Annotated in this window: 21 protein-coding genes and 1 pseudogene; 10 read left to right on the top strand and 12 right to left on the bottom strand. The window is 72.9% G+C overall.

The features are described from left to right. Positions 1-151: 151 nt before the first annotated feature. From ABZ877_RS17705 to ABZ877_RS17695, 3 genes are read right to left on the bottom strand one after another with little or no spacing between them, the layout of a single operon-like run. A complete protein-coding gene (locus ABZ877_RS17705; RefSeq protein WP_361071458.1) occupies positions 152-2,554 on the bottom strand; it encodes a molybdopterin cofactor-binding domain-containing protein in 2,403 nt (800 codons plus the stop codon). Positions 2,555-2,559: 5 nt separating this feature from the next. After that, positions 2,560-3,153, bottom strand: a complete 594-nt coding sequence (locus tag ABZ877_RS17700; protein ID WP_361071455.1) for a (2Fe-2S)-binding protein — start codon at positions 3,151-3,153, stop codon at positions 2,560-2,562. Next, a complete protein-coding gene (locus ABZ877_RS17695) occupies positions 3,153-4,046 on the bottom strand; it encodes a xanthine dehydrogenase family protein subunit M (protein WP_361071452.1) in 894 nt (297 codons plus the stop codon). The genes ABZ877_RS17700 and ABZ877_RS17695 overlap by 1 nt, the downstream gene beginning before the upstream one ends. A gap of 272 nt (positions 4,047-4,318) precedes the next feature. On the opposite strand from ABZ877_RS17695, the gene ABZ877_RS17690 reads away from it, so the two are divergent. Both ABZ877_RS17690 and ABZ877_RS17685 read left to right on the top strand, forming a co-directional pair. After that, positions 4,319-5,995 (top strand): PucR family transcriptional regulator ligand-binding domain-containing protein, encoded by a 1,677-nt coding sequence (locus ABZ877_RS17690; RefSeq protein ID WP_361071449.1) that lies wholly within the window; start codon positions 4,319-4,321, stop codon positions 5,993-5,995. Positions 5,996-6,155: 160 nt separating this feature from the next. Further along, positions 6,156-6,929 carry a hypothetical protein gene (locus tag ABZ877_RS17685; protein ID WP_361071446.1) on the top strand — a complete coding sequence of 258 codons (774 nt, stop codon included), beginning with the start codon at positions 6,156-6,158 and terminating at the stop codon, positions 6,927-6,929. Positions 6,930-6,996: 67 nt separating this feature from the next. Here the strand turns inward: ABZ877_RS17685 and ABZ877_RS17680 are convergent, their stop codons facing one another. Then, positions 6,997-7,668: a GntR family transcriptional regulator gene (locus tag ABZ877_RS17680; RefSeq protein WP_361071443.1), complete on the bottom strand. Its 672-nt coding sequence runs from the start codon at positions 7,666-7,668 to the stop codon at positions 6,997-6,999. Between the two features lie 154 nt (positions 7,669-7,822). Between ABZ877_RS17680 and ABZ877_RS17675 the strand changes: the two genes are divergently transcribed. Together ABZ877_RS17675 and ABZ877_RS17670 are read left to right on the top strand one after the other, a co-directional pair. Next, on the top strand, positions 7,823-8,677 hold the full coding sequence (locus ABZ877_RS17675) for a (2Fe-2S)-binding protein (RefSeq protein ID WP_361071440.1): 855 nt from the start codon (positions 7,823-7,825) through the stop codon (positions 8,675-8,677). A 187-nt stretch (positions 8,678-8,864) separates the two neighbouring features. Next, a complete protein-coding gene (locus ABZ877_RS17670; protein WP_361071437.1) occupies positions 8,865-9,980 on the top strand; it encodes a DUF2637 domain-containing protein in 1,116 nt (371 codons plus the stop codon). 36 nt (positions 9,981-10,016) lie between these two features. Here the strand turns inward: ABZ877_RS17670 and ABZ877_RS17665 are convergent, their stop codons facing one another. After that, positions 10,017-10,463, bottom strand: coding sequence for an ATP-binding protein (locus ABZ877_RS17665; RefSeq protein WP_361071434.1), 447 nt, complete (start codon positions 10,461-10,463; stop codon positions 10,017-10,019). Between the two features lie 264 nt (positions 10,464-10,727). Between ABZ877_RS17665 and ABZ877_RS17660 the strand changes: the two genes are divergently transcribed. Continuing rightward, positions 10,728-13,790 carry a glycoside hydrolase family 38 C-terminal domain-containing protein gene (locus ABZ877_RS17660; protein ID WP_361071431.1) on the top strand — a complete coding sequence of 1,021 codons (3,063 nt, stop codon included), beginning with the start codon at positions 10,728-10,730 and terminating at the stop codon, positions 13,788-13,790. Between the two features lie 9 nt (positions 13,791-13,799). Here ABZ877_RS17660 and ABZ877_RS17655 read toward each other — a convergent pair whose 3' ends face one another. Next, positions 13,800-15,545: a pyruvate dehydrogenase gene (locus ABZ877_RS17655; RefSeq protein ID WP_361071428.1), complete on the bottom strand. Its 1,746-nt coding sequence runs from the start codon at positions 15,543-15,545 to the stop codon at positions 13,800-13,802. 139 nt (positions 15,546-15,684) lie between these two features. Then, complete coding sequence (locus tag ABZ877_RS17650; protein WP_361071425.1) at positions 15,685-17,007, bottom strand: protein phosphatase 2C domain-containing protein; 1,323 nt, start codon at positions 17,005-17,007, stop codon at positions 15,685-15,687. Between the two features lie 434 nt (positions 17,008-17,441). On the opposite strand from ABZ877_RS17650, the gene ABZ877_RS17645 reads away from it, so the two are divergent. The 3 genes from ABZ877_RS17645 (at position 17,442) to ABZ877_RS17635 (ending at position 19,703) form a co-directional block, all read left to right on the top strand. Beyond that, on the top strand, positions 17,442-18,422 hold the full coding sequence (locus tag ABZ877_RS17645; RefSeq protein ID WP_361071422.1) for a helix-turn-helix domain-containing protein: 981 nt from the start codon (positions 17,442-17,444) through the stop codon (positions 18,420-18,422). A 68-nt stretch (positions 18,423-18,490) separates the two neighbouring features. Next, a complete protein-coding gene (locus ABZ877_RS17640; RefSeq protein WP_361071419.1) occupies positions 18,491-18,973 on the top strand; it encodes a DUF456 domain-containing protein in 483 nt (160 codons plus the stop codon). Between the two features lie 64 nt (positions 18,974-19,037). Continuing rightward, positions 19,038-19,703 (top strand): 4'-phosphopantetheinyl transferase superfamily protein, encoded by a 666-nt coding sequence (locus ABZ877_RS17635; protein ID WP_361071416.1) that lies wholly within the window; start codon positions 19,038-19,040, stop codon positions 19,701-19,703. A gap of 17 nt (positions 19,704-19,720) precedes the next feature. Here the strand turns inward: ABZ877_RS17635 and ABZ877_RS17630 are convergent. The 4 genes and pseudogenes from ABZ877_RS17630 to ABZ877_RS17615 form a co-directional block, all read right to left on the bottom strand. Further along, positions 19,721-20,224 (bottom strand): annotated as a pseudogene (locus tag ABZ877_RS17630) (methylated-DNA--[protein]-cysteine S-methyltransferase); the annotation flags it as partial. Further along, positions 20,221-21,645: an AlkA N-terminal domain-containing protein gene (locus tag ABZ877_RS17625; RefSeq protein ID WP_361071413.1), complete on the bottom strand. Its 1,425-nt coding sequence runs from the start codon at positions 21,643-21,645 to the stop codon at positions 20,221-20,223. The gene ABZ877_RS17625 and the pseudogene ABZ877_RS17630, both read right to left, overlap by 4 nt. A 286-nt stretch (positions 21,646-21,931) precedes the next feature. After that, on the bottom strand, positions 21,932-23,038 hold the full coding sequence (gene rsgA / locus ABZ877_RS17620) for a ribosome small subunit-dependent GTPase A (protein ID WP_361071410.1): 1,107 nt from the start codon (positions 23,036-23,038) through the stop codon (positions 21,932-21,934). 221 nt (positions 23,039-23,259) lie between these two features. Further along, complete coding sequence (locus ABZ877_RS17615; protein ID WP_361071407.1) at positions 23,260-23,898, bottom strand: TetR/AcrR family transcriptional regulator; 639 nt, start codon at positions 23,896-23,898, stop codon at positions 23,260-23,262. 69 nt (positions 23,899-23,967) lie between these two features. Between ABZ877_RS17615 and ABZ877_RS17610 the strand changes: the two genes are divergently transcribed. Both ABZ877_RS17610 and ABZ877_RS17605 read left to right on the top strand, forming a co-directional pair. Then, positions 23,968-24,450, top strand: a complete 483-nt coding sequence (locus tag ABZ877_RS17610) for an ester cyclase (RefSeq protein WP_361071405.1) — start codon at positions 23,968-23,970, stop codon at positions 24,448-24,450. A gap of 6 nt (positions 24,451-24,456) precedes the next feature. Further along, on the top strand, positions 24,457-24,957 hold the full coding sequence (locus tag ABZ877_RS17605; protein ID WP_361071402.1) for a DUF3237 domain-containing protein: 501 nt from the start codon (positions 24,457-24,459) through the stop codon (positions 24,955-24,957). Positions 24,958-24,972: 15 nt separating this feature from the next. Here the strand turns inward: ABZ877_RS17605 and ABZ877_RS17600 are convergent, their stop codons facing one another. Beyond that, positions 24,973-25,422, bottom strand: a complete 450-nt coding sequence (locus ABZ877_RS17600; RefSeq protein ID WP_361071399.1) for an Lrp/AsnC family transcriptional regulator — start codon at positions 25,420-25,422, stop codon at positions 24,973-24,975. Positions 25,423-25,473: the final 51 nt, after the last annotated feature.

Below are 25,473 nucleotides of genomic sequence, written 5' to 3'. Positions count from 1 at the left end.
CAAGGTTCAAAGGGGCACCCGCGAACTGCATGTGCGCGTGCGGGATTTGGGATGGCTGCACGACCCGGGGGACGGCCCGAGACGGACGCAACGTGAAGGACGGGGGGACGGCGTCGGAACGGCGTCCCCCCGGGTACTGCCGGAGCGACGGCTACGCGGACGCGGCCGTGCCCGTCAGGTGCTCGGGCCGGACCGGTGTCCGGTCGAGCGCGAGACCCGTCGCGTTCCGGATCGCCGCGAGGACGGCCGGGGTGGACGACAGGGTCGGGGCCTCGCCTATGCCGCGCAGCCCGTACGGGGCGTGCTCGTCGGCGAGTTCGAGCACGTCGACCGGGATGGTCGGCGTGTCGAGGATGGTGGGGAGCAGGTAGTCGGTGAAGGAGGGGTTCCTGACCTTCGCCGTCTTCGGGTCGACGACGATCTCCTCCATCACGGCGATGCCCATGCCCTGGATGGTGCCGCCCTGGATCTGGCCGATCACGGAGAGCGGGTTGAGCGCCTTGCCGACGTCCTGGGCGCAGGCCAGTTCGATGACCTTGACCAGGCCGAGCTCGGTGTCGACCTCGACGACGGCGCGGTGCGCGGCGAAGGAGTACTGCACGTGCCCGTTGCCCTGGCCGGTGCGGAGGTCGAAGGGTTCGGTGGGCCGGTGGCGCCACTCCTCCTCGACCTCGACGGCCTCGCCCTCCAGGACGTCGACGAGGTCGGCGAGGACCTCGCCGCCGTCGGTGACGACCTTGCCACCTTCGAGCAGCAGCTCGGCCGTCGCCCACGCCGGGTGGTAGCTGCCCATCTTGCGGCGGCCGATCTCCAGGACCTTTTCGCGGACCAGCTCGCAGGCGTTCTTGACGGCGCCACCGGTGACGTAGGTCTGGCGGGAGGCGGAGGTCGATCCGGCCGAGCCGACCTGCGTGTCGGCGGGCTGGATCGTCACCTGGGTGACACCCAGCTCGGTGCGGGCGATCTGCGCGTGGACGGTGATGCCGCCCTGGCCGACCTCCGCCATGGCGGTGTGCACGGTGACGACGGGCTCGCCGCCCACGACCTCCATGCGGACCCTGGCGGTGGAGTAGTCGTCGAAGCCCTCGGAGAAGCCGACGTTCTTGATGCCGACCGCGTAGCCGACGCCGCGGACGACGCCTTCGCCGTGCGTGGTGTTGGACAGGCCGCCGGGGAGCTGGCGCACGTCGGCGCCCTCGCTGGACTCCCACTGGCGCTCGGGCGGCATCGGCATCGCCTTGACGCGGCGCAGGAGTTCGGCGACCGGTGCCGGCGAGTCGACGGGCTGGCCCGTGGGCATGATCGTGCCCTGCTCCATGGCGTTGAGCTGCCGGAACTCGACCCGGTCCATGCCCAGCTTGTCGGCGAGCTTGTCCATCTGGGCCTCGTAGGCGAAGCACGCCTGGACCGCGCCGAAGCCGCGCATGGCGCCGCAGGGCGGGTTGTTCGAGTAGAGCGCGATGGCCTCGATGTCGACGTCGTCGATGACGTACGGGCCGACGGAGAGGGACGAGGCGTTGCCGACGACGGCCGGGGAGGCGGAGGCGTAGGCGCCGCCGTCGAGCACGATCCGGCACTTCATGTGCGTGATCTTGCCGTCCTTGGTCGCCCCGTGCTCGTAGTGGAGCCTCGCGGGGTGGCGGTGGACGTGGCCGAAGAACGACTCGAACCGGTTGTAGACGATCTTGACGGGCTTGCCCGTGCGGAGCGCGAGCAGGCAGGCGTGGATCTGCATCGACAGGTCCTCGCGGCCGCCGAACGCGCCGCCCACACCGGCAAGCGTCATCCGCACCTTGTCCTCGGGCAGGCCCAGGACCGGGGCGATCTGCTTGAGGTCCGAGTGCAGCCACTGGGTGGCCACGTACAGGTCGACGCCGCCGTCCTCGGCCGGGACCGCGAGGCCCGACTCGGGGCCGAGGAACGCCTGGTCCTGCATGCCGAAGAAGTAGTCGCCCTCGACGATGACGTCGGCCCGCTTGCGCGCCTCCTCGACATTGCCGCGCACGATCGGCTGGCGGTGCACGATGTTGGGGTGCGGGACGTGGCCGATGTGGTGGTCGGTGCGGTTCTCGTGGACGAGGATCGCGTCGGGCGCCGTCGCGGACGCCTCGTCGGTGATGACGGGCAGCTCGCGGTAGTCGACCTTGATCTTGGCGGCGGCGCGGCGCGCGGTCTCCGGGTGGTCGGCGGCGACGAGCGCGACCGGCTCACCGTGGTGGCGGACCTTGCCGTGCGCGAGGACCGGGGTGTCCTTGATCTCCAGGCCGTAGTTCTTGACCTCGGTGGGCAGGTCGTCGTAGGTGAGGACCGCGTAGACGCCGGGCGTCGCGAGCGCCTCGCCGGTGTCGATGGAGACGATCTCCGCGTGGGCGACCGGGGAGCGCAGGATCTGGCCCCACAGCATGTCCTCGTGCCACATGTCGGACGAGTACGCGAACTCGCCGGTGACCTTGAGCGTGCCGTCCGGGCGGAGCGTGGACTCGCCGATGCCGCCCTTGGTCTGGGACCGCTGCGTGACGTTGAACGGGATGCCGGTGGTACGGGTGTCGGCCATCGTCGTCAGACCCCCTGACCGGAAACAGGTGCGGACTGGCGCGCGGCGGCGAGCCGTACCGCGTCCATGATCTTCTCGTAGCCCGTGCAGCGGCACAGGTTGCCGGAGAGTGCCTCCCGGATGTCCGCGTCGGACGGGTTCGGGGTGCGCTCCAGCATCTCGTCGGCGGCGACGAGCAGACCCGGGGTGCAGAAGCCGCACTGGACGGCGCCCGCGTCGATGAACGCCTGCTGGATCGGGGCGAGTTCGGTGCCCTCGCCGGTCTGCGAGTCGGTGCCTTCACCGGCCTGCCAGCCCTGGGCGTCCTGAAGGGTCGTGCCGTGCTCGTGACCGCCCCCGCAGGCGCGGTTCTTCGCGAAGTCGGCCAGGCCCTCGACGGTGACGACCTCGCGGCCCTCCACCTGTCCGGCCGCGACCAGGCACGCACACACCGGTACGCCGTCGAGCCGGACGGTGCAGGAACCGCACTCGCCCTGCTCACAGGCATTCTTTGAACCCGGCAGGCCCATGCGCTCGCGCAGGACGTACAGCAGGGACTCGCCCTCCCACACGTCGTCGGCTTCCTGCTTGCGGCCGTTGACCGTGAAATTGACGCGCATTACGCGACTCCCTCCGTCGTACGGGCGGTGCCGCGGTACGACTCCCAGGCCCAGGTCAGCGTGCGACGGGCCATGACGCCCACCGCGTGGCGGCGGTACGAGGCGGTGCCGCGCACGTCGTCGATCGGGTTGCAGGCGGCGGCGCACAGGTCCGCGAACCGCTTGGCGACCGACGGGGTGATGATCTTGCCGTTGTCCCAGAAGCCGCCCTCTTCGAGCGCGGCGTTCAGGAACTGCTCGGCCTCCTTGGCGCGGACCGGGGTCGGCGCGGCCGAGCCGATGCCGGTGCGCACGGTCCGCGACTCGGGGTGGACGGCGAGGCCGAAGGCGCACACGGCGATCACCATGGCGTTGCGGGTGCCGACCTTCGAGTACTGCTGCGGTCCGTCGGCCTTCTTGATGTGGACGGCGCGGATCAGCTCGTCCGGGGCGAGCGCGTTGCGCTTCACGCCCGTGTAGAACGCGTCGATCGGGATGCGCCGTGACCCGCGTACGGACTCGACCTCGACCTCGCAGTCGGCGGCGAGCAGCGCCGGGTGAGCGTCACCGGCCGGTGAGGCGGTGCCGAGGTTGCCGCCGACGCCGCCGCGGTTGCGGATCTGCGGCGAGGCGACGGTGTGGGAGGCGAGCGCCAGGCCGGGCAGCTCGGTGCGCAGGTTCTCCATGATCGCGGTGTAGGGGACGGAGGCGCCGAGCCGGACGGTGTCCCCCGCGCCCACCTCCCACTCGCTCAGCTCGCCGATGCGATTGAGGTCCAGGAGGTACTCGGGCCGCCGGTGGTCGAAGTTGATCTCGACCATCACATCGGTGCCACCCGCAATCGGCACAGCGGTGGGGTGCTCGGCCTTCGCGGCGAGCGCCTCCTCCCAACTGGCGGGGCGAAGGAAGTCCATGAGCGGCTCTCTTCTTCGTCGTTCGTGGTTCGTTCGATCACTTCGAGCCACGGATGTGCGGATCACGGGGGCTCGTTCATGTGCTGTTCACGTGGAGTGGGCCCAGTACACCGCCCTGTGCTCGGCCAGGGTCAGTCACGGAAACCATGAAGGAGTTGGCTGACCAATGCGGGTGTCTTGTAGATTCGTATGAACGGAAGACATCAGTAACCTCTTCGTTTTCCTGCAGAAACCCAAGAAACAGTTCGAGACAGATCGGCGGCGACGAAGACATGCGGCTGCGCGCATTGCTGGACACGGACGCGCTGGGCCTCAGGCTCCTCGGCGGCGAGGACGAGCTGGACCGCACGGTCCGTGGCGTGATGACCACGGATCTGCGGGACCCCAGCCGCTATCTGTCCGGGGGTGAGCTGGTCCTGACGGGCCTGGCCTGGCGCCGGGACGCGGCCGACTCCGAACCCTTCGTACGGATCCTGTCGACGGCGGGCGTCGCGGCGCTCGCGGCCGGTGAGGCCGAGCTGGGCGCGATCCCCGAGGACCTGGTGGAGGCGTGTGTGCGGCACCGGCTGCCGCTGTTCGCGGTGAACGAGTCGGTGGCGTTCGCGACCATCACCGAGCACGTCGTGCGTCAGGTCTCCGGCGAGCGCGCCGGTGACCTGGCGGCCGTGGTCGACCGGCACCGGCGCCTCATGACCTCCGGCCCGGCGGGCGGCGGCCCGGACGTGGTCCTGGACCTGCTCGGCAGCGACCTGGACCTGCGCGCCTGGGTCCTCTCCCCCGCGGGCCGCGCCATCGCCGGGTCGAACGCGTCGGGGCCCGAGCTGCCCGCCGACGTCTGCGCCCGCCTCGCCGCCGAGCACCTCGCCGCCGTCCGCTCCGGGCGCCGAGCCCCGCACCGGATCACCATCGACAACACGACCTACTCGGTCTTCGGAATTCGCTCGGGTGGCCGAAACGCCGTGATGGCCTCCCGGGACGTGCGCGAGACGGTCCTGTCCGACTGGCTGCTCGCCGTCGAGGCCGACGCGGGCGACTGGCCCGAGGAGCGGCTCGACCTGCTCCAGGGCGTCACCCAGCTCATCTCCGTGGAGCGCGACCGCCGCGACGCGGCCCGTACGGTACGGCGCCGGCTCGCCCAGGAGGTCCTCGAACTGGTCCAGACGGGCGCGGCCCCGGCCGAGATCGCCGCGCGCCTGCGCGTGACGGCCCCGGTGCTCCTTCCCGGCCTGGGCGCGGCCCCGCACTGGCAGGTCGTCGTGGCCCGCGTCGAGTGGGAGGGCGGGGAGATCGAGGGCGGCCCGGTCGCCCAGTCGCTCCTGGAGGAGATCCTGGTCGACCCGCTGGCGGCCGGTTCCGAGCCCTCCGACCGGATCGCGGTGGCGCACACCGGCGACGAGGCCGTGGCGCTCGTCCCGCTCCCCGCGGTCTCCGCCGAGCACGACGGCTCCGAGCAGGGCCTCGTCGCGGACTCGCTCCTCGCGGCCGTACGGGACCCGCTCGCGGCGGGGCTCGCCGACGACGGGCGCCTCACCATCGGCGTCAGCGCGGCCGTGCACTCGGCGGAGGGGCTGCGCGGCGCCCTGGAGGAGGCCCGGCACGCCCGCCGGGTCGCCGCCGCCCGTACGGGCCGGGTCTGCGCGGCCGGCCACCAGGAGCTGGCCTCGCACGTCCTGCTGCTCCCCTTCGTCCCGGACGACGTGCGCCGCGCCTTCACCGCACGCCTCCTCGACCCGCTGCGCGAGTACGACCGCAAGCACCGCGCGGAGCTGATCCCGACGCTGGAGGCGTTCCTCGACTGCGACGGTTCCTGGACGCGGTGCGCGGCCCGGCTCCACCTGCACGTCAACACGTTGCGTTACCGCGTCGGGCGCATCGAGCAGTTGACGAACCGTGATCTCTCGCGTCTGGAGGACAAGTTGGACTTCTTCCTGGCCCTGCGCATGAGCTGACGCGGGCGACGCGCCGTCACCCCGCAGTAACGGTTCGCCGTCGGATCCGGAACCCCCTCCCTTTGTGAAATCTTTCACCCACCCTCTTGGCCGGGTGCCGTGATCCGTGCTGAGATGCCCCACGACAACTCGGCTCGATGGCGTGCTCGGGGAGGGCAACGTGGCGCATACCGCCATGTCTGGTCAGGGAACGAACGCAGGGGACGATCCACTCCAGACCGCGGTATGGCGGCTGCGCTCACGCGGCTGCTGGGCCGACGCGGCCGCGCTGCTCGACGCGCACGCGGACGACCCCGCCGCCGCGCTCCAGCGCGCGGCGCTCCTCGGCGAGCGGTGCCTCTACACGGAGCAGGGCTGGGCCGAGGCGGAGGACGCGCTGCGCGCCGCCGAGGCCGTCGCCCACACGGACGAGGAGCGCGGCGCGGCTGCCTGCGAGCGCGGCCAACTCGCTTACGCCTCCACGTTGTTGAAGGTACGGGACCGGGTCGACGAGGCCCGCTCGGCGTTCGGCCGCGCCGCCGCGCTCATCGCGCCCGGGGCGGCGGCGCGGGCGCTGCTCGACTTCCGGCGCGGGCTGATGGCGGAGAACCTCGCGGATTCGCCCCAGGCGGCGCGGGCGGCCTACCGCCGGGCCCACGCGGGGGCCACCGCCCACGGGGACACCCTCCTCGTCTCCTTCACGTGGCGCCAGCTCGCCGGGCTCTCGCTGCGCGAGGGGGAGCTGGCGGAGGCGCGGCACGGGTTCGCCGAGTCGCTCCGGCTGCGGGAGGAACTGGGCTACCTGGTGGGAACGGCCCCGGCGCTGGTCTCCCTGGCGGAGGCGGAACCCGAACCGGAGGTCTCGGCGCGGCTCCGTGCGGAGGCGGGGCGGTTGTTCCGGTTGCTCGGGGGTGTGCCCACATGGCTGGCCGGGGCGTTGCCTGCGGCCGCTTGAGCGGCGCGCCGCACATCAAGCCCCTCCGGCGATTGAGGAGCGGGGTCCGGGGCAGGGCCCCGTGGCGTCAGCCGAGGTGCCGCCGCACCACGTGTTCCGCACCCGCCAAGTCCTGCCCCTCCAACGCGTCCAGCAGAGCCACATGCTGAGCCGCGTCGGCCCGCAAATCGCACCCCGTCCACACCATCCGCCGCCGCAGATCATCAGCGATCCGCACCAACTGCTCGTTCCCGGCGAGGGCGAGCAGCGCCCGGTGGAAGGCCCGGTCGGCGTCCGCGTAGGCCGCCAGGTCTCCGCGGGCGGCAGCCGCGACCGTGGCGTCCGCGGCGGGCCGCAGCGCCGTCCAGCGGTCGGCGGGCAACGTGCGGGCCAGGCGCAGGACGACGGGGGCCTCGATGAGCCCGCGCACCTCGCTCAGCTCGGCCCGCTCGCGGGCGGTGCGCTCGGCGACCCGGAACCCGCGGTTGGGGACGACCTCGACGGCGCCCTCCTGGGCGAGCTGCTGCATCGCCTCGCGCACGGGCGTCGCCGACACCCCGAACCGCTCGCCGAGCGCGGGCGCCGAGTAGACGGCCCCGGGCACGAGGTCGCCGGAGACGAGCGCGGCGCGCAACGCGTCGAGGACCTGCCGGCGCACCGAGGTCCGCTCGACCGTGCCGCGCACGGCGGCCGACGGCGGGGTCGAGCGCTGCCCGGGGACCGCGGGGACCGGTCCGGCCCGCTCTCCGCGCTGGTTCACCCGGTCATCCCCTTCGCCGCCGTTCCTGGCCGTATTCGGCCGTTTGTACCCCACTCAACCAAGAACGATAGGCGGCCGGGCCGACACGTCAAACCCCGTGATCGTCGGGTAAGGTAAGGCTTACCTGCAAACGCTCGTGATTCGGTGGTCCTGCATGCCCCTCGTCACCCCGGCGCCTGCCGCGACTCAGAGTGCGGTCTCGGCCGCGTACGACCGCCTCACCGAGGTGTTCCCCAGCCTGCGCATCGACGAGTTCGGGCAGGGCCGGGCGCTGCCCGGCGAGACCGGCTGGGTCGGCGCGGAGCAGTTGGCGCAGGACGGCGCGGCGCTCGACGCGTTCCTCGCGTGGGACGACGAGCAGGTGCTCAAGGACTACGGGCAGAAGGCCCGCCCCGACGTGGTCGCCAGCTTCGGCCTGCACCGCTACGCCTGGCCCGCCTGCCTCCTCATCACCGTCCCCTGGTTCCTGCACCGCCGCGTCCCGCGCTTCCCCGCCGCCAACGTCGCGTTGCAGCGGGCGTTGGGCCGGATGGCCGTACGGGTCACCGATTTCGCGTGCCTTCCCGGCGACCCGGCGGCGGAGCTGCCCGGCGCGCACGTCGTCCCCGACGAGGAGGCCCTGCGCGCCGAGGTGCGGGCGGCCGTCGCCGAGCACCTCCAGCCCGTGCTCACCGGGTTCGGGCCGCGGATGCGGCGCGGGCCGCGCGCCCTGTGGGGCATGGTCACGGACGAGATCGTCGAGGGCCTCTGGTACGTCGGCCACCTCCTCGGCGAGGAGCACCGCGCGATGGCCGAGCTGGAGGAGCTGCTGCCGGGCACGGAGAAGCCGTACGTCGGCAGGCCCGGCTTCCGTGAGCTGACGGGGCCCGACGGCCAGGCGCTGCCGACCCGGGACCGGGCGAGCTGCTGCCTGTTCTACACGCTGCGCCCCGAGGACACCTGCGTGACGTGCCCGCGCACCTGCGACGCGGACCGCGTCGCCCGCCTCACGGCCTCCAGCGCGAACTGAACCACCCTTACGAGTGGCGTAAATCGAACGCAATTCCCGTTCCTGCGGCGGCAGTTCGAGCGTACGGCTGTTTTCCGCGCCCCCTTGCACTCCAATGGCGTTCTCTTGTCCCGAAACCCCCTGCGGGGCCGGGCGGCTGGGCCAATATGGCGCCCGAAAACGCCCTACCGCTCTGCAAGGGACCCAGATGAGACTGACCGACATATCGCTCGACTGGCTGCTTCCGGGCGCCGTGCTGCTCCTGGGCCTGCTGGCGGCGGTTGCGGTGCTCGCGCGCGGCAAGCGCTCCGGGGAGCACGCGAAGAAGGGCGCCCTGTCCAGCGACGAGTCGTGGGAGCGCAGCGAGGAGCGGCGCAGGCGCAAGGAGGCCGTCTACGGCTCCGCCTCGTACGTGCTCCTCTTCTGCTGCGCGGCGGTGGCCGCCGCGCTCTCCTTCCACGGACTCGTCGGCTTCGGCCGCCAGAACCTCAGCCTGACCGGCGGCTGGGAGTACCTGGTCCCGTTCGGGCTCGACGGCGCCGCGATGTTCTGCTCGGTGCTCGCCGTGCGCGAGGCCAGCCACGGCGACGCCGCGCTCGGCTCGCGGATACTGGTGTGGACGTTCGCGGGCGCCGCCGCCTGGTTCAACTGGGTGCACGCGCCCCGGGGCCTGGACCACGCGGGCGCCCCGCACTTCTTCGCGGGCATGTCGCTGTCGGCGGCGGTGCTGTTCGACCGCGCCCTGAAGCAGACGCGCCGCGCGGCGCTGCGCGAACAGGGCCTGGTGCCGCGCCCGTTGCCGCAGATCCGCATGGTGCGGTGGCTGCGCGCGCCCCGGGAGACGTACTGCGCCTGGTCGCTGATGCTCCTGGAGGGCGTACGGACCCTGGACGAGGCGGTCGACGAGGTGCGCGAGGACAAGCGCATGAAGGCGCAGGACCGGATGCGGCGGCGCGAGCACGGCAAGCTGGAGCGCGCGCAGTTGCGGGCGCTCAGCCGGGGCCACCGCTCCTTCGCCGGACGCTCCGGACGCCAGGTGGAGGTGCCCGCGGTGACGGCCTCGGCGGGTGCCGGGCCGGGCGGCGCGGACCCTGCCATATCGCCCGGTACGACATCGCCCGGTACGACGCCCGCCGCGTCCTCGGAAGCGTCGCAGGAGCAACTGCCCCTGCGCCGCCGGCCCTCGCTGCAACCCGTACGGAACAGCGCTGAGTCACCGGCCCCCGCCACCGTGGATCTGACGGCGGAGGACGACACGCAGGCGCTGCCCCGGCTCGACACCCTGGAGCGCAAGCTCAGGGACCTGGAGCAGCAGTACGGCTGAGCCTGCGGTCCCGTCCCGGACGGTGGCGCCGTGCTGTCACGCGGTGCCGCCGTCCAGCTCGAACCACACCACCTTCCCCGTCGCGCCCGCGCCGAGCTTCATCACGCCCCAGGCGTCCGCGAGGGACTGCACCAGGAGCAGGCCCCGGCCGTTCGTACCGTCGTCGGCGATCGGTACGCGCAGCCGCGGTGTGCGCGAGGTGTCGTCGCGGACCTCGACGCGCAGGCCCCGGGGGCCCACCGTCGCCGTCAGCTCCGCGTCGCGGTCGGTGTGCACGAGCGCGTTGGTGACCAGCTCGCTCGTGAGCAGTTCGGCAATTTCCGACCTGCCCGGGATGCCCCATTGCCTCAGTAGTTCGCGCAACGCGCGCCGGGTCTCCGGCACCGCCCGCAGGTCCGTCTTGCCGAGGATGCGCTTGAGCTGTTTCGTCGGTCCGTCCCCTTGTGCGGCGCCGGCGGTGTCTTCGCTGTCTCGTTTCTTCATGCGTGTCCTGGAAACCCCGGCTCCCACCGGACCCACCCCTGATGCCTGCCGTCTCATGACCCCCGCCCACACGCCGATCCCGATGCCTTCCTCGCTCCGGACTCGTTGTCGCTCGGCCTGTCTCTCGAACGCGTACACGGGGATGCATGCCCATTGGGCATGTCGGCACTCATGTTGATTCGTCCACGGCCCACGGGTGTCCACCGGCCGGGCGGGGAAGGAAGCACGGGACTCCCGCAGGACGAGTAGGGACAAGGAGCCGCTGTGCACGACGACCGACACCTCGTGGAGGGCCGTCTCGAACGGGCCATGCGCCAGTTCGTACGCCCCGCGCAGTACGCCGAGCGGACACCGCTGACCCTGAGCGTCTGGCACGCGCCGGGCGAACCCGTCCCCGTCACCGAGGCGCTGGCGGGGACGTACGAGAGCTTCGTGTGCGGCACCGCCTGGGGCGCGCCCTGGTCGACCAGCTGGTTCCGCATGGAGGGGCGGGTGCCCGAGGAGTGGGCGGGCCGGCGCGTGGAGGTGGTGGTGGACCCCGGCTTCAGCGGGGACGGTCCCGGATTCCAGGCGGAGGGGCTCCTGTACGACGCCGAGGGCGTCCCCCTCAAAGGCATCCACCCGCGCAACCGCCACCTCACGGTCGCGGCGCCCGCCGCCGGGGGCGAACCGGTGCACCTGCTCCTGGAGGCGGCGGCCAACCCGGCGGTCCTGCGCGACTTCGAGCCGACGCGCCTCGGTGACGTACTGACCGCGGGGGATCGCCCCATCTACCGATTCCGCTCTGCCGACCTGGCCGTACTCGACGAGGACGTGTGGCACCTCGTGCTCGACGTCGAGGTGTTGTCGGAGCTGATGCACGAACTGGACGCCGGGCGGGCCGCGCGCCACGACATCCTGCGGGCCCTGGAACGGATGCTGGACGTACTCGACCTGCACGACGTGTCCGGGACGGCGGCGACGGCCCGCGCCGAACTCGCCGACGTCCTCTCCCGCCCCGCGCACGCCAGCGCGCACCGCATCTCGGCGGCCGGGCACGCGCACATCGACTCGGCGTGGCTGTGGCCGCTGCGCGAGACGGTCCGCAAGGCGTCCCGCACGTTCGCGAACGTCACGGCGCTCGCCCGTGACTACCCCGAGCTGGTCTTCGCCTGCTCACAGGCGCAGCAGTACGCGTGGGTGAAGGAGCACCAGCCGCACATCTGGGAGCGCATCAAGAAGGCGGTCGCGGACGGCAACTGGGCGCCCGTCGGCTCCATGTGGGTGGAGTCGGACGCGAACATGCCGGGCGGCGAGGCCCTCGCCCGGCAGCTCGTGCACGGCAAGCGGTTCTTCCGGGACGAGCTGGGCGTGGAGACGGAGGAGATCTGGCTGCCGGACTCCTTCGGCTACACCGCCGCCTTCCCGCAGCTCGCGAAGCTGGCGGGCGCCCGCTGGTTCCTCACGCAGAAGCTGAGCTGGAACCAGACGAACAAGATGCCGCACCACACCTTCTGGTGGGAGGGCATCGACGGCACGCGCGTGTTCACGCACTTCCCGCCCGTGGACACCTACAACGCGCAGTTCCACGCGCGCGAACTCGCGCACGCCGAGCGGAACTTCGCGGAGAAGGGCGGCGCGACGCGCTCCCTCGTCCCGTTCGGCTGGGGCGACGGCGGTGGCGGCCCGACCCGCGAGATGCTGGAGAAGGCGCGGCGGCTGCGCTCCCTGGAGGGCTCCCCGCGCGTGGAGATCGAGAAGCCGTCGGCGTTCTTCGAGGCGGCGTACGCGGAGTACGGGGCGAAGGCGCCGGTCTGGTCCGGTGAGCTGTACCTGGAGATGCACCGGGCGACGTACACGACGCAGGCGAAGACGAAGCAGGGCAACCGCCGCTCCGAACACGCCTTGCGCGAGGCCGAGTTGTGGTGCACGGCCGCCGCGCTGCGCGACCCGTCGTACGCGTACCCGTACGACGCGCTCGACCGGCTGTGGAAGACGGTGCTGCTCCACCAGTTCCACGACATCCTGCCGGGTTCGTCGATCGCGTGGGTGCACCGGGAGGCGCGCGACACGTACGCGCGGGTGCTCGCGGAGCTGGACGAGATCACGGCGGAGGCGGTGCGCCACGTGGGCGACGGGGCGCCCGCGGTGCTCAACGCGTCACCGTACGCGCGCCGTGAGGTGGTGGCCCACGGCGACGATCTGGTGCGGGTGGAGGTCGACGGGCTCGGCGCCCGGAGCCTCGACGAGGCCGCGGGGCGCGCGCACGGGCCTGGCGCGCACGCCGCCGCGACCCGCGAGTCCGACGCCATCGTCCTGGCCAACGAGCATCTGGCCGTCACCGTCGACAGCGACGGACTCCTGTCCTCCGTACGGGACTTGACGCACGGTGGGCGCGAGGTATTGGCACCGGGGTCGCGCGGCAATCTGCTCCAGCTCCACCCCGACCACCCCACCCAGTACGACGCCTGGGACCTCGACGCGCACTACCGGCACACCCGCACCGACCTCACCGACGCCGAGTCGGTGGAGCTGGTCGAGGACGGGCCGCTGCGGGTCTCCGTCCGCGTCACCCGTACCTTCGGGAAGTCGCGGGTGACGCAGGAGTACCGGCTCGCGGCGGGCAGCCGCCGTCTGGAGGTCGTCACCGACATCGACTGGCAGGAGTCGGAGAAGGTGCTGAAGGCGGCGTTCCCGCTCGACGTGCACGCGGAGCGGTCGGCGGCGGAGATCCAGTTCGGCCACGTGCACCGGCCGACGCACGCCAACACCGGGTGGGACGCGGCCCGGTACGAGATCTGCGCGCACCGCTGGCTGCGGGTGGCCGAGGAGGGATACGGGGTCGCGCTGCTCAACGACTCGACGTACGGCCACGACGTGACGCGCGCCCCGCACGCGCGGGGGCTCGGCACGACCGTCCGGCTGACGCTGCTGCGCGCGCCGCACTCCCCCGACCCGGAGACCGACCTCGGCACGCACCGGTTCACGTACGCGCTGCTGCCGGGCGCGACGACGGGCGACGCGGTGGCCGAAGGGCTCGCGCTGAACCTGCCGCTGCGGGTCGCGGCGGCGGGGGCGGTGGCGCCGCTGGTCGCCGTCGACGATCCGGCGGTGACGATCGAGTCGGTGAAGCTCGCCGAGGACCGCAGCGGGGATGTGGTCGTGCGCCTGTACGAGTCGCGGGGCGGGCGGGCGAGCGCCACGCTCACGGCGTCGTTCCCGGTGGCGGGCGCCGACGAGACGGACCTGCTCGAACGGGCGCTGAGGCCGGCGGACACGTCGGCGACGGGGCTCGCGCTGTCCTTGCGCCCGTTCCAGATCCTGACGCTGCGGTTGCGTCCCGTGTGACCGTACGGGTCAGGGGCGGGGCATGTTGCGCAGGTTCGAGCGGGCCATCTGGACCATGCGGCCCACACCGCCGTCGAGAACGATCTTGGAGGCGGAGAGCGCGAAGCCCGTCACCATGTCGGCGCTGATCTTCGGCGGGATGGAGAGGGCGTTCGGGTCGGTGACGATGTCGACCAGCGCCGGGCCCTTGTGCTTGAAGGCGTCCTTCAGGGCGCCCGCGAGCTGCTTGGGCTTCTCGACCCGGACGCCGTAGGCACCGGCGGCGCGGGCCACGGCGGCGAAGTCGGGGTTGACGTTGGTGGTGCCGTGCGAGGGGAGGCCGCCGACCAGCATCTCCAGCTCGACCATGCCGAGCGAGGAGTTGTTGAACAGGACGATCTTCACCGGCAGGTCGTACTGGACGAGGGTGAGGAAGTCGCCCATCAGCATCGAGAAGCCGCCGTCGCCGGACATGGAGACGACCTGGCGGCGGCGGTCGGTGAACTGGGCGCCGATCGCCATCGGCAGGGCGTTGGCCATCGAGCCGTGGGAGAACGAGCCGATGACGCGGCGCCGCCCGTTGGGGGTGATGTAGCGGGCGGCCCAGACGTTGCACATGCCGGTGTCGACCGTGAAGACGGCGTCGTCGTCGGCGATCTCGTCGAGGACGGAGGCGACGTACTCCGGGTGGATCGGGACGTGCTTGTCGACCTTGCGCGTGTACGCCTTCACGACGCCTTCGAGGGCGTCGGCGTGCTTCTTCAGCATCTTGTCGAGGAAGCGGCGGTTGGTCTTCGTCTGCACGCGCGGGGTGAGGCAGCGCAGCGTCTCGCGCACGTCGCCCCAGACCGCGAGGTCCAGCTTGGAGCGGCGGCCCAGGTGCTCGGGGCGGACGTCGACCTGGACGATCTTGACGTCCTTCTGCGGCAGGAACGCGTTGTAGGGGAAGTCGGTGCCGAGCAGGATGAGGAGGTCGCACTCGTGGGTGGCCTCGTAGGCGGCGCCGTAGCCGAGGAGCCCGCTCATCCCGACGTCGAACGGGTTGTCGTACTGGATCCACTCCTTGCCGCGCAGCGCGTGGCCGACCGGGGACTTGATCTTCTCGGCGAACTCCATGACCTCGGCGTGCGCGCCGGCGGTGCCGCTGCCGCAGAACAGGGTGACCTTGTCGGCCGCGTCGATCATCCTGACCAGCTCGTCGATCTCCGCGTCACCGGGGCGGATGCTCGGCCGGGACGTGACCAGGGCCGTCTCGGTGGCCTGGTCGGGGGCGTCCTTGCCCGCGATGTCACCGGGCAGGGTGACGACGCTGACGCCGGACTGACCGACCGCGTTCTGGATGGCCGTGTGCAGGACGCGCGGCATCTGCTGCGGGCTGGAGATCATCTCGCAGTAGTGCGAGCACTCCTGGAAGAGCCGGTCGGGGTGGGTCTCCTGGAAGTAGCCGAGGCCGATCTCGCTGGAGGGGATGTGCGAGGCGAGGGCGAGGACCGGGGCCATCGAGCGGTGGGCGTCGTAGAGGCCGTTGATCAGGTGCAGGTTGCCGGGGCCGCAGGAGCCCGCGCAGGCGGTCATCCTGCCGGTGATCTGCGCCTCGGCACCGGCCGCGAAGGCGGCGGTCTCCTCGTGGCGTACGTGCACCCAGTCGATGGCGCTGTTGCGGCGGACGGCGTCGACGACCGGGTTCAGGCTGTCGCCGACGACGCCGTACATGCGCTGGACGCCCGCGCGGACGAGGATGTCGACGAACTGCTCGGCGACGTTCTGCTTGGCCATGACGTACGTGCCCCTTAGAACCGATGGAGTGGCGGGTGCTGCGGTTGTTCCTGTTCATGCTGTCGCTACTGCTGTTACCGCTCTTACTGCTGTTGCCCATCGGTTCCATGAATTCACAGGGGAGGCGGTTGCGCCTGCGCTATCCCTCCCAGACGGCGGCGGCGGTGCGGTCGTCGGCGTAGCCCTTGACGCGGACCTGGGCGTCCGCGAGGAACGCGGCGAGGCCCGGCGGCTCGTGCCCCGCCCACCTCCGCGCCAGATGGCGGCCGAGGTCCGGCTCCCCGCGCAGGGGTTCGGCGAGGCCCGCCGTGCAGAGCAGGAGGGTGTCACCCGGCCGGGCTACGGAGGCACGGAAGCGGAAGGGGTCGCGGGGCGGTTCGGGGGCGGGCTCGTAGGGGCTCGGCGGTGTCGTGATCCCGAGGTCCATGGTGAGCCGGTCGCCCTCCGGGGTCTCGGCGGGGGTGGAGGCGGGCAGCGCCCCGAACCCGACGACCGGGGCGCCGCCGCCCGGCTCCGTGACGTCCGGCTCCAGGTCCTGCCACGCGCCGTCCCGCAGCCGGAACAGGCCGCCTCCGCCGACGCCGAAGAAGACGCGGGTACGGCACTCCGGATCGGCGGGGACAAGGAGGCAGCGCAGGTCGGCCGCGTACTCCTCCGGGTCGAGGCCCTGCTCGGCGGCGCCCGCCCGCAGCTTGCCGAGGCTGCGGTCGGTCAGCCGGTGCAGCCCCGACTTCAGGTCCCCGCGCCGCCCCGCCCTGATGTCCTCGGCGAGCCGCGCGTGGCTGAGGCCCACGGCGCGGCCGATCCACTCACAGGCGTCGGCGGCGGCGCGGTGGGCGCCGGGGGTGGCGCGGGCGCCGGTGGCCATGGCGACCAGCACGAGCGCGCCCGTCCCGCTGCCGAAGCGGGCGGTCAGCACACTGTCCCGCCGGGGCTCGCCCCGGTACCGGGCGGAGTCCCCCCGCACGGAGGCGCTGCGCAGCACCCAGCTCCCGTACCGCGCCCCGTCGACCACGCTGTCGGCGACCAGCTCACGCAGCGCCTCGGGATCGGCGAGGGGCAGGGCGCTGGGCTCGGCGTCGTAGGTCGGCGGGCGGTCGCCCACGTGCACGACCTGCGCGGGCGCCTCCGGCGCGGGTACGGGTGCGGGTGCGGGCGCCTGCGGTGCGGGGACGCGGGGCTCGGCCGGGTAGGCGCGGGGCTTGAAGGCGGGCGGCTCGGGCGCGGAGGGACCGCGTCCGGTGTCCGCGTCCGTCCCAAAGGTGCCCGTCCCCGGGGCGTCCGTCTCCGGGGTGTCCGGGTCCCGGGGGGCCGGTATCGCCGAGGCGAAATGGGCGTCGAGGGAGTCCGGTGTCGGGGTCGGACCGGTGTCCTCGGCGGCGGCGGGGTTCTCGTACAGCTCGCTCCACCAGTCGTCCTCCTGGGCCGGGCGACGGGTGGGCCTCTCCCCCTGCTGGCTCATGTCCTCATTGTCCACCGCGGGGCGCGCGCGAAAACGGGGCATCGCGAAAAAGGTCCGCCGGGCGACCCCACCCCCCACGGGAAGGACGCCCGGCGGACCGGTTCAGGTGAGCAGTCGAACTGGCGCACGGCGTACGCCCGAACGACAGCTCCGCACCGTCAGCGCTCCGGGGCTGCGTTCCGCGTGCCCCGTCGCCCTGAGGGCAATCTTCTGGTCCTTCGCCGGAGTCGGCCAGGAAAAGCGCAGATGAATTCCGCCCCAAAGGGGATCTTCCCGGCGGACGGTGATGCTGCGGTGACGTCACCTTGGCAGAGTGACGGCCGGTACAGGGAAAATGGCCACGGCGGGTTTGTGCCGTGGCTGGTTTCCGCCACGCCTCCGCGACGGGGCGAAACGCGGGCCGGCCGTGATCCGAGTGGGAGGGGCGTCACCGCATGCTGGGTGCGATAGGTCTGGACGAGGTGCACGAGTCGGCGTACCGCGCCCTGGTGTCGGTGGGCGCGGCCGATGTGTCGGACCTCGCCCGCCGTCTGACGCTCCCGGAGTACGACGCCGAGGTCACCCTGCGCCTCCTGGAGCGGCACGGTCTCGCCGCCCAGTCCTCGGCGCGGCCCGGCCGCTGGGTGGCCGCCCCGCCGGGCGTCGCCCTCGGCGCGCTGCTCACCCAGCGCCGCCACGAGCTGGAGAAGGCGGAGCTCGCGGCGGCGCTGCTCGCGGAGGAGTACCGGGCGCAGGCCACCGAACCGGCCGTGCACGACCTGGTCGAGGTGGTGACGGGCGCGGCGGCCGTCGCGCAGCGGTTCCTGCAGATCCAGCTCGGCGCGGTCTCCCAGGTGTGCGCCCTGGTCACCGGCAACCCGGTCGCCGTGGCCGGTCCGGAGAACGAGGCGGAGCCGCAGGCCGTCAGCCGGGGCGTCGACTACCGCGTCGTCATCGAGCGCGAGGTGCTGTCGCTGCCGTCGGGGCTGACGGAGCTGTCGGCGGCGATCGGCCGGGACGAGCAGGTCCGTGTCGTGGACCGGGTGCCGACGAAGCTGGTGATCGCGGACGGCGCGCTCGCCCTCGTCCCGCTGACCTCGCGGACCTCGGAACCGGCCGCGCTCGTCGTCCACGCCAGCGGGCTCCTCGAATCCCTGACCGGCCTCTTCGAGGCGGTGTGGCGGCAGGCGCTGCCGCTGCGGCTCGGGGCGGACGGCCGGGTGGAGGAGGCCGGGGGCGACGGCCCCGACGGCACCGACCTGGAGATCCTCTCCCTGCTCCTCGCCGGGCTCACGGACGTGAGCGTGGCCAAACAGCTCGACCTGGGGCTGCGGACGGTGCAGCGCCGGGTGAAGCGCCTGATGGAACTGGCCGGGGTGACGACACGGCTGCAGCTGGGCTGGCACGCGTACGAGAAGGGCTGGGTGGCACGCTGACGGCCCCGGACCTGCCTCCCGTCCCTTTCCGACCTGCGCCCGCACGGCGTCTGCGGGACCCTTGGCGCATGGGAGCGTGGGAACTCCTCCTGGTCGGGGCCGTGCTGGCGCTCGGCCTGTGCGGGGTGCTGGTGCCGGGGGTGCCCGGCTCGTGGCTGGTGTGGGCGGCGGTCGCCGTCTGGGCGCTGCGCGACCCGAACGGCCTGGCCTGGGGCGTGTGCGTCGGCGCGACCGTCGCCCTGCTCGCCTCCCAGGTGCTGCGCTGGCAGCTCCCGCCCCGCCGGCTGCGACAGGCCGGGGCGACGCGGGGGCTCGCGGTCTGGGCGGGTGTCTGCGCGCTCGTCGGCTTCCTCGTGATCCCGGTCGTCGGCGCGATCCCCGGTTTCATCGGCGGCATCTACGTCTCCGAGCGCCGCCGGCTCGGCAGCCACGGGGACGCGGTCGCCTCAACCAGGACGGCGATGCGCGCGGGCGGCTCCAGCGTCCTCGCCGAACTGTTCACGTGCCTGCTGATCGCGGGGGCCTGGGCCGGGGCCCTGATCTGGGGGTGACCGGCCGCGGGTTACCCTCGACCGACCCTGGGCTGGAGACGTGACGGAGGGGCGGGATCGGGACGTGGACCTGGACCGTGTACGGAAGCTGCCCGGCCCCGGGGACCTCGGGCTGTGGCTCGTCCGCACCGACGGCGAGGCGGGCGACGCCGCCGGGGTCCTCGACACGGGCGAACTGCGGCGGGCCGCCGCCTTCGTCTTCGACCGGCACCGCCTGCGCTACGTGAACGCGCACCTGGCCCTGCGCTCCATCCTCGCCGAGCACCTGGGCCGCGCCCCCGCCGCCCTGCGCTTCGTCCGCGAACCCTGCCCCGGGTGCGGCGAACCGCACGGCCGCCCCGCGCTCGCGGACACGCCGGACCTGCACTTCTCCCTCTCCCACAGCGGCGACCTGGCGCTGGTGGCGCTCGCCGCGACGCCGGTCGGCGCGGACGTCGAGGAGCTGACGCCCCCGGCGACCGCCGACGAACTGAGCGCGGTGCTGCACCCGCGCGAGCGGGCCGAACTGGCCGCGCTCCCCGACCCGTCGGAACGGAGCCGGGCCATGTCGCGCGCCTGGGTCCGCAAGGAGGCGTATCTGAAGGGCATCGGCACCGGTCTCTCCCGCGCCACCGACCTCGACTACGTGGGGACGCTGCCGGACGCGCCGGGCGCGCCCGGCGGCTGGTCACTGCGGGACGTGCCGGTGCCGGAGGGGTACGCGGCGGCGGTGGCGGTGAGCCCCGGCTGAGCCGGGAGCCCGGCCGGGAGCGCGCCTTCGAGCGTGAGGAGGTGGACCTTCCGGTCCAGGCCGCCCGCGTACCCGGTGAGCGCGCCGGTCGAGCCGATCACCCGATGGCAGGGGCGCACGATGAGCAGCGGATTGGCACCGATCGCGCCACCGACGGCCCGCACGGCGACGCGCGAGGCGCCGATCCGGGCGGCGACGGCGCCGTAGGAGATGGTCGCCCCGTACGGCACGGTGTCGAGCACGTCCCACACGCGCCGCCGGAACTCGGTGCCCTCGGGCCGCAGCGGCAGGTCGAACTCCTTCAGGTCACCGGCGAAGTACGCGCCGAGCTGCCGCGCGGCCGCCGTGAACCGCGCCGGGTCGTGCACATGCGTGGCCCGGACATCCGGCACGGTCCGTCCGCCCTTCTGGCCGGGCACGGAGAGGGAGGTGAGGGCGCCGTCGGCGTCGGCGGTCAGCACGAGCTCGCCGAGCGGACTGGGCAGGGTGGTGTAGTACCTGATGGCTTCGGGTGTGCTCAAGGCTGCTGTCCTTCTGAGGTCTGAGGTGGCCACGATTCCACGACGAGATGAGCGCGGGCGTACGAGCGCCAGGGGCGCCAGGCGTCGGCGGCGGCGATCGCGTCGCCGGGCACGGCCACGTCCGGGTCGCCGAGCGCGCGCAGTCTGATCAGCGCGGCGGTACGGGCGTCCATGCCGGGCAGGGAACGCAGCGCCGCCTCGGCGTCGTCCCGGTCGGCGCCCGGGCCGAGCGTGAGGTCGCCGTCGGCGAGCGCGCGGGCGAGGGCGCCGAGCGTGCCGGGTTCCTCGGCGAGCGCCTCCGGCGCGGGGAAGAGGCGGTGCAGCGCGCCGCAGGGGGCGTCGAGCCGCTTCCCGTACCGCTCGACGAGCCGGGCGGACTCGGCGGGCCCCACCAGAAGGCGGACCGCCAGCTCCTCGGGGTCGGCGGCGCCGGGCGAACGCAACCCCGGCCGGGCCGCGACCAGCAGGGCGAGCCGCGGGTCCGCGCCGAGCCGCTCGTCGATCGCGTACGGGTCGCAGTCCAGGTCGAACAGGCGCCGCAGACGGCCCACCGCCGTGGTCAGGTCCCGCAGGTCCGTCAGATGGATCCGGGCGTCCAGCCAGCCGCCGCGGTGCTCGGCACCCGCGCCGGGCTGCTCGTGCCCGGCCTCGTCGACGGAGACGATGCCGGTGCCGTACGGCAGCCGCAAGGTGCGCCGGAACATGCGGCGCCCCTTGTCCCCGGTCAACTCCTCGACGCCATGCAGTGATTCATGTTCCAGAAGGTCGAAGACGGGACCCGCCTGGTACGGGCCCCGGTGGGCGAGGCGGAGCGGGACGCCGGCCGTGGCGGCGACGGCGCGGCGGTCCTCGGCGCGGCCGGGCGCGTCGGAGCGCAGTCCGGTCGGCGTACGGGCGTACACCTCACGGATCGTGTCGTTGAACTGCCGGACACTCGCGAACCCCGCCGCGAAGGCGATCTCCGTGACCGGGAGCGTCGTCGTCTGCAACAGCACCCGCGCGGTGTGGGCGCGTTGTGCGCGAGCCAGGGCGACGGGGCCCGCGCCCAGCTCCGCGGTGAGCTGGCGCTGCACCTGGCGCGCGCTGTACCCCAGCCGCGCGGCGAGCCCTCCGACGCCCTCGCGGTCCACGACGCCGTCGCCGATGAGCCGCATCGCGCGGCCCACGACATCGGCGCGGACGTTCCACTCGGCGGACCCGGGCACGGCGTCGGGCCTGCACCTGCGGCAGGCCCGGAACCCCGAGCTCTGCGCGGCGGCGGCCGTCGCGTAGTACCGGACGTTCTGCCTCTTCGGGGTCACCGCGGGGCAGCTCGGGCGGCAGTAGATGCCCGTGGTCTCGACGGCGAAGAAGAACTCCCCGTCGAACCGGGCGTCCCGGCTGCGGACTGCTTGATAGCGGGTGTCTTCGTCGGTCGGCACGGTTCCAGTGTGCGGGGGGCTGCGCGGGCGGGCTGGCGGAAATCGGACGCCACGTTCTGGGGGGCCGGGTGCGGAGCGTCTGCCTGGTTCTTGTTCTTTCGCGTCTGCGGGTACGTCGTGGCTGGGCGCGCAGTTCCCCGCGCCCCTGAAGGCATGCGGCTCCGCCGCGCCTTCAGGGGCGGGTCGCCCCCGGAAGATGCCGCACGAAGTGCGCATCTCAGGGGCGCGGGGAACTGCGCGACCAGCCACGACGCACCCGCAGGCGCCGTCGAGGCCGTACCGCCCCCTACCGCTGGCGGCCCCGTTTCGCCTCGAGCGCCGCCCGGCCCGCCGTCTCCCTCCGCTTCCACATCTGCCGCATCTCCGCCCGCAACCGCGCATCCGTCCGGGCGGCCAGCCGCTCGTTCTCGCGGAGCAGCTTGCGGTAGCTGTCGAGTCGCCGCTGATGAAGCTCCCCGTCGGCCAGCGCGGCGAGCACCGCGCAGCCGGGTTCGACCGTGTGCGCGCAGTCCTGGAAGCGGCAGTTCTCCGCGAGCGCCTGGATCTCGGAGAAGACCTGCCCGACCCCGGTCCCGGCGTCGTAGAGCCCGACTCCGCGCAGCCCGGGCGTGTCGATGAGGACGCCTCCGCCGGACAGGGCGAACAGGTTGCGGGTGGTGGTGGTGTGCCGCCCCTTGCCGTCGACGTCCCGTACGGCTTGGACGTCCATGAGGTCGGCGCCGAGCAGCGCGTTGGCGAGGGTGGATTTCCCCGCCCCGGACTGCCCGAGCAGCACGGACGTGCCTCCGGCGACGACGGCCCGCAGGACATCGGTGCCGTCCCCGTCGTGCGCGCTGACGGGCAGCACTTGGACGCCGGGCGCGCTGGTCTCGGCGTCGCGGACAAGGTAGGAGAGCGTGACGGGGTCGGTGACGAGGTCCGCCTTGGTCAGTACGACGACCGGCTGCGCCCCGGATTCCCAGGCGAGCGCGAGGAACCGTTCGATGCGGCCGAGGTCGAGTTCGGCGGCGAGGGAGACGGCGATGACGGCGTGGTCGACGTTGGCGGCGAGGATCTGTCCCTCGGAACGCTTGGAGGAGGTGGAGCGCACGAAGGCGGTGCGGCGCGGGAGGTATGCCTGGACGTAGCGCGGGTCGCGGTCGTCCGGGTCGACGGCGGCCCAGTCGCCGGTGCAAATGACCTTCATGGGGTCGCGCGGGACGACGTACTCGGTGTCGGCGTGCACGGTGCCCTCGGGCGTGACGAGGTCGCACCGGCCGCGGTCGACGCGCAGCACCCGCCCGGGCACGAGCCCGCGCTCGGCGTAGGGGGCGAACTCGGCGGCCCAGTGGTCGTCCCAGCCGTAGGGGGCGAGGACGGAGGGGTCGAAACGGTGAGCAGAGCTGAGAGACAAGGGGAAACCCTTCGAGGGCGGCCCCGGCGGCGCGAGCGCGCGTGACGGTTCAGCCGGTGGCCTGGGAGGTGGACGTGATGATCTCCGGGATGCGGGCAGCGCCCATCACAGCGACAGTCATCGGTCAACACCTCCTGCTTGCACTCTCGGTCGGCCTCTCGGCCGCCCTTCCGGCTGGACGAGAACGACCGTAGCCGCACGCTCCCGACACCGCCACCTATTTATTCGGCGACGTTCCCGGCGACGTTCCCGGCCACCTTCCGCACCCGCTCGACCACCCCGTCCTCCCCGCACCGCAGCCCGGTGTTGGCGGCCAGCAGGACCGCGTCGAGCTGGAACGCCGCCAGTTCCGGGTCGGCCGCGCCCGCGTGCCGGAGCTCGTCGGCCAGGAGCGCCCGCCAGCGGCGCTGCCCGGCGAAGAGGGCGTCGCGGACGGGGCCGGGGCGGCTGTCGAAGGCGGCCTGGTTCGCCGCCCAGAAGCAGCCGCCCGGCAGGAGAGGTTCGGACGCGTAGACGAGCCATGCCTCGACCAGCGCCCGCAGCCGCGCCACGCCGTGCTCCGCGCCGCGGGCCGGTCGCACGACGGCCTCCTCGAAGACGCCGCCCGCGCATTCGACGGTGGCGAGCTGCAACTTCTCCTTCGTCCCGAACAGGGTCTGGACGCCGCTCTTGCTGATGCCGAGGTCGGCGGCGAGCGCGCCGAAGCTGAGCCCGTCCAGGCCGTCGAGCGAGGCGACGTCGACGGCCCGCCGCAGGATCGCCCGCCGGGAGCGCGCCCCGCGCAGGAGCCGCCTGTCCCCGCCGGCCTCTTCCGCTCCGGTGCCGCTCCCGCTCATGCCGACGCTCATGCCCACGCTCATGTCCTCATCCTGCCAGACCCCTTGCCCTATACGTACGTACGGCCGTACGTTTTGTTTATGGAGCAGCTCATGACCCAGTCCCCGACCCAGTCCCTGACGAACGAGGGCGTCTCGCGGGCGCTCGCCTTGGCGCACGCCCTCGCCGACGCCAAGAGCCGGCAGGACGTCCGCGCCGCCATGCGGTGCTTCCACCCCGACATGACCCTGGAGGCCCCCGCCCTCGGCACGGTGGCGCGCGGCCTCGACGCCAACGAGCGGACGCTGACCGCCTTCTTCACGTCGTTCCCCGACTACGAGGTCGCCCTGGAGGGCCACGCCGTCGGCGACGACGCGCTGGTGTGCTGGGGGACGGTGCGGATGACCATGACCGGCGAGCGGTTCGGGGTCCGCCCGAACGGGCGGCGCGCCGAACTCCCGGTGTTCATCCGGTTCACGTTCCGGGAGGGCCTGATCGCGAGCGAGCGGTTCTGCTTCGACCTGGCGGAGCTCTGCGCACAGTCCGGCGTCTCCACGGACGCCGTCCGCGCCACTTTGTTCACCGAAGGGAAGTGACCGGCCATGACCATGGCGCTCGATCCCCGCGCGAGGGACATCGCGGAGCCGCGCACCGCCCACCTCTTCGACATGGTCGTCGACCTGGACCCGCGCCTGGACATCGGCCCCGGCCCGCTGGGCCGGCGGATGTTCTTCGGCTCGGCGGGCGGCACGTTCGCGGGGCCGCGCCTGCGCGGCGACGTGCTGGCCGTGGGCGGCGACTGGGGCCTGTTCCGGCCGGACGGCGTCCTCGCGCTCGACGTCCGGCTGCCGCTGCGCACCCACGACGGCGACCTGCTGCACATGACGTACGGCGGCCGGTGGGTCACCCCGCCGGAGGCGCGCGCGGAGATGGCGGACCCCGGGCGGCGCCATCTCGTCGACCCCGCGCGCTACTACTTCCGCACGAACCCGCTGTTCGAGACGGGGTCCGAACGCTACGCCTGGCTCAACGACGTGGTGTGCGTGGCCACGGGGTACGTGGTGGAGGGCGGGATCGCCTACCGCGTCAGCCAGCTGCTGTGACGCGCGCGCGGACGCTCACACGGGCAGTCCGCGCGGTTCCTTCACACGCTTCATGATGATCTGCGAGTTCACCTCGGTCACCCCGTCGAGCGTCGTCAGCCGCTCGATCCACAGGCGCTCGTACGCGGCCAGGTCCGCGACCGCGATGCGCAGGAGGCAGCCGGGGCTGCCGAAGAGGCGGTGGGCCTCGATGACGTCGGGGATGTCCTGGAGCGCGCGCTCGAACGCCTCGACGGCCGCGCGGTCGCGGCGCACCTCGATGGAGACGAGGACCTCGAAGCTCCGGCCGACGGCGGCGGGGTCGACGATCGCGCGGTACCCCTGGATCACGCCGTCCTGCTCCAGCTGGCGGACGCGGCGCAGACAGGGCGACGGGCTGAGACCCACGCGCTGGGCCAGCTCCTGGTTGCTGAGGCGCCCGTCGTTCTGCAGTTCGCGCAAGATGGCGAGGTCGATGGCGTCCATGACGCAATTATGTGCCACGAAGCGTGCGATCACAGGCCATCATTGGCAATC

The organism is Streptomyces sp. NPDC046939, assembly GCF_040644575.1.
Taxonomy (GTDB): domain Bacteria; phylum Actinomycetota; class Actinomycetes; order Streptomycetales; family Streptomycetaceae; genus Streptomyces.
Note: the sequence above shows the minus strand (reverse complement) of the source record. Positions and strands in the feature narration are given on the sequence as shown.

Bases quoted from the DNA above. Each gene is read 5' to 3' on its own strand.
- ABZ877_RS17705 (WP_361071458.1), bottom strand. From the start codon at position 2,554: ATGGCCGACACCCGTACCACCGGCATCCCGTTCAACGTCACGCAGCGG.
- ABZ877_RS17700 (WP_361071455.1), bottom strand. From the start codon at position 3,153: ATGCGCGTCAATTTCACGGTCAACGGCCGCAAGCAGGAAGCCGACGAC.
- ABZ877_RS17695 (WP_361071452.1), bottom strand. From the start codon at position 4,046: ATGGACTTCCTTCGCCCCGCCAGTTGGGAGGAGGCGCTCGCCGCGAAG.
- ABZ877_RS17690 (WP_361071449.1), top strand. From the start codon at position 4,319: ATGCGGCTGCGCGCATTGCTGGACACGGACGCGCTGGGCCTCAGGCTC.
- ABZ877_RS17675 (WP_361071440.1), top strand. From the start codon at position 7,823: ATGCCCCTCGTCACCCCGGCGCCTGCCGCGACTCAGAGTGCGGTCTCG.
- ABZ877_RS17670 (WP_361071437.1), top strand. From the start codon at position 8,865: ATGAGACTGACCGACATATCGCTCGACTGGCTGCTTCCGGGCGCCGTG.
- ABZ877_RS17665 (WP_361071434.1), bottom strand. From the start codon at position 10,463: ATGAAGAAACGAGACAGCGAAGACACCGCCGGCGCCGCACAAGGGGAC.
- ABZ877_RS17655 (WP_361071428.1), bottom strand. From the start codon at position 15,545: ATGGCCAAGCAGAACGTCGCCGAGCAGTTCGTCGACATCCTCGTCCGC.
- ABZ877_RS17650 (WP_361071425.1), bottom strand. From the start codon at position 17,007: ATGAGCCAGCAGGGGGAGAGGCCCACCCGTCGCCCGGCCCAGGAGGAC.
- ABZ877_RS17645 (WP_361071422.1), top strand. From the start codon at position 17,442: ATGCTGGGTGCGATAGGTCTGGACGAGGTGCACGAGTCGGCGTACCGC.
- ABZ877_RS17640 (WP_361071419.1), top strand. From the start codon at position 18,491: ATGGGAGCGTGGGAACTCCTCCTGGTCGGGGCCGTGCTGGCGCTCGGC.
- ABZ877_RS17615 (WP_361071407.1), bottom strand. From the start codon at position 23,898: ATGAGCGTGGGCATGAGCGTCGGCATGAGCGGGAGCGGCACCGGAGCG.
- ABZ877_RS17610 (WP_361071405.1), top strand. From the start codon at position 23,968: ATGACCCAGTCCCCGACCCAGTCCCTGACGAACGAGGGCGTCTCGCGG.
- ABZ877_RS17605 (WP_361071402.1), top strand. From the start codon at position 24,457: ATGACCATGGCGCTCGATCCCCGCGCGAGGGACATCGCGGAGCCGCGC.
- ABZ877_RS17600 (WP_361071399.1), bottom strand. From the start codon at position 25,422: ATGGACGCCATCGACCTCGCCATCTTGCGCGAACTGCAGAACGACGGG.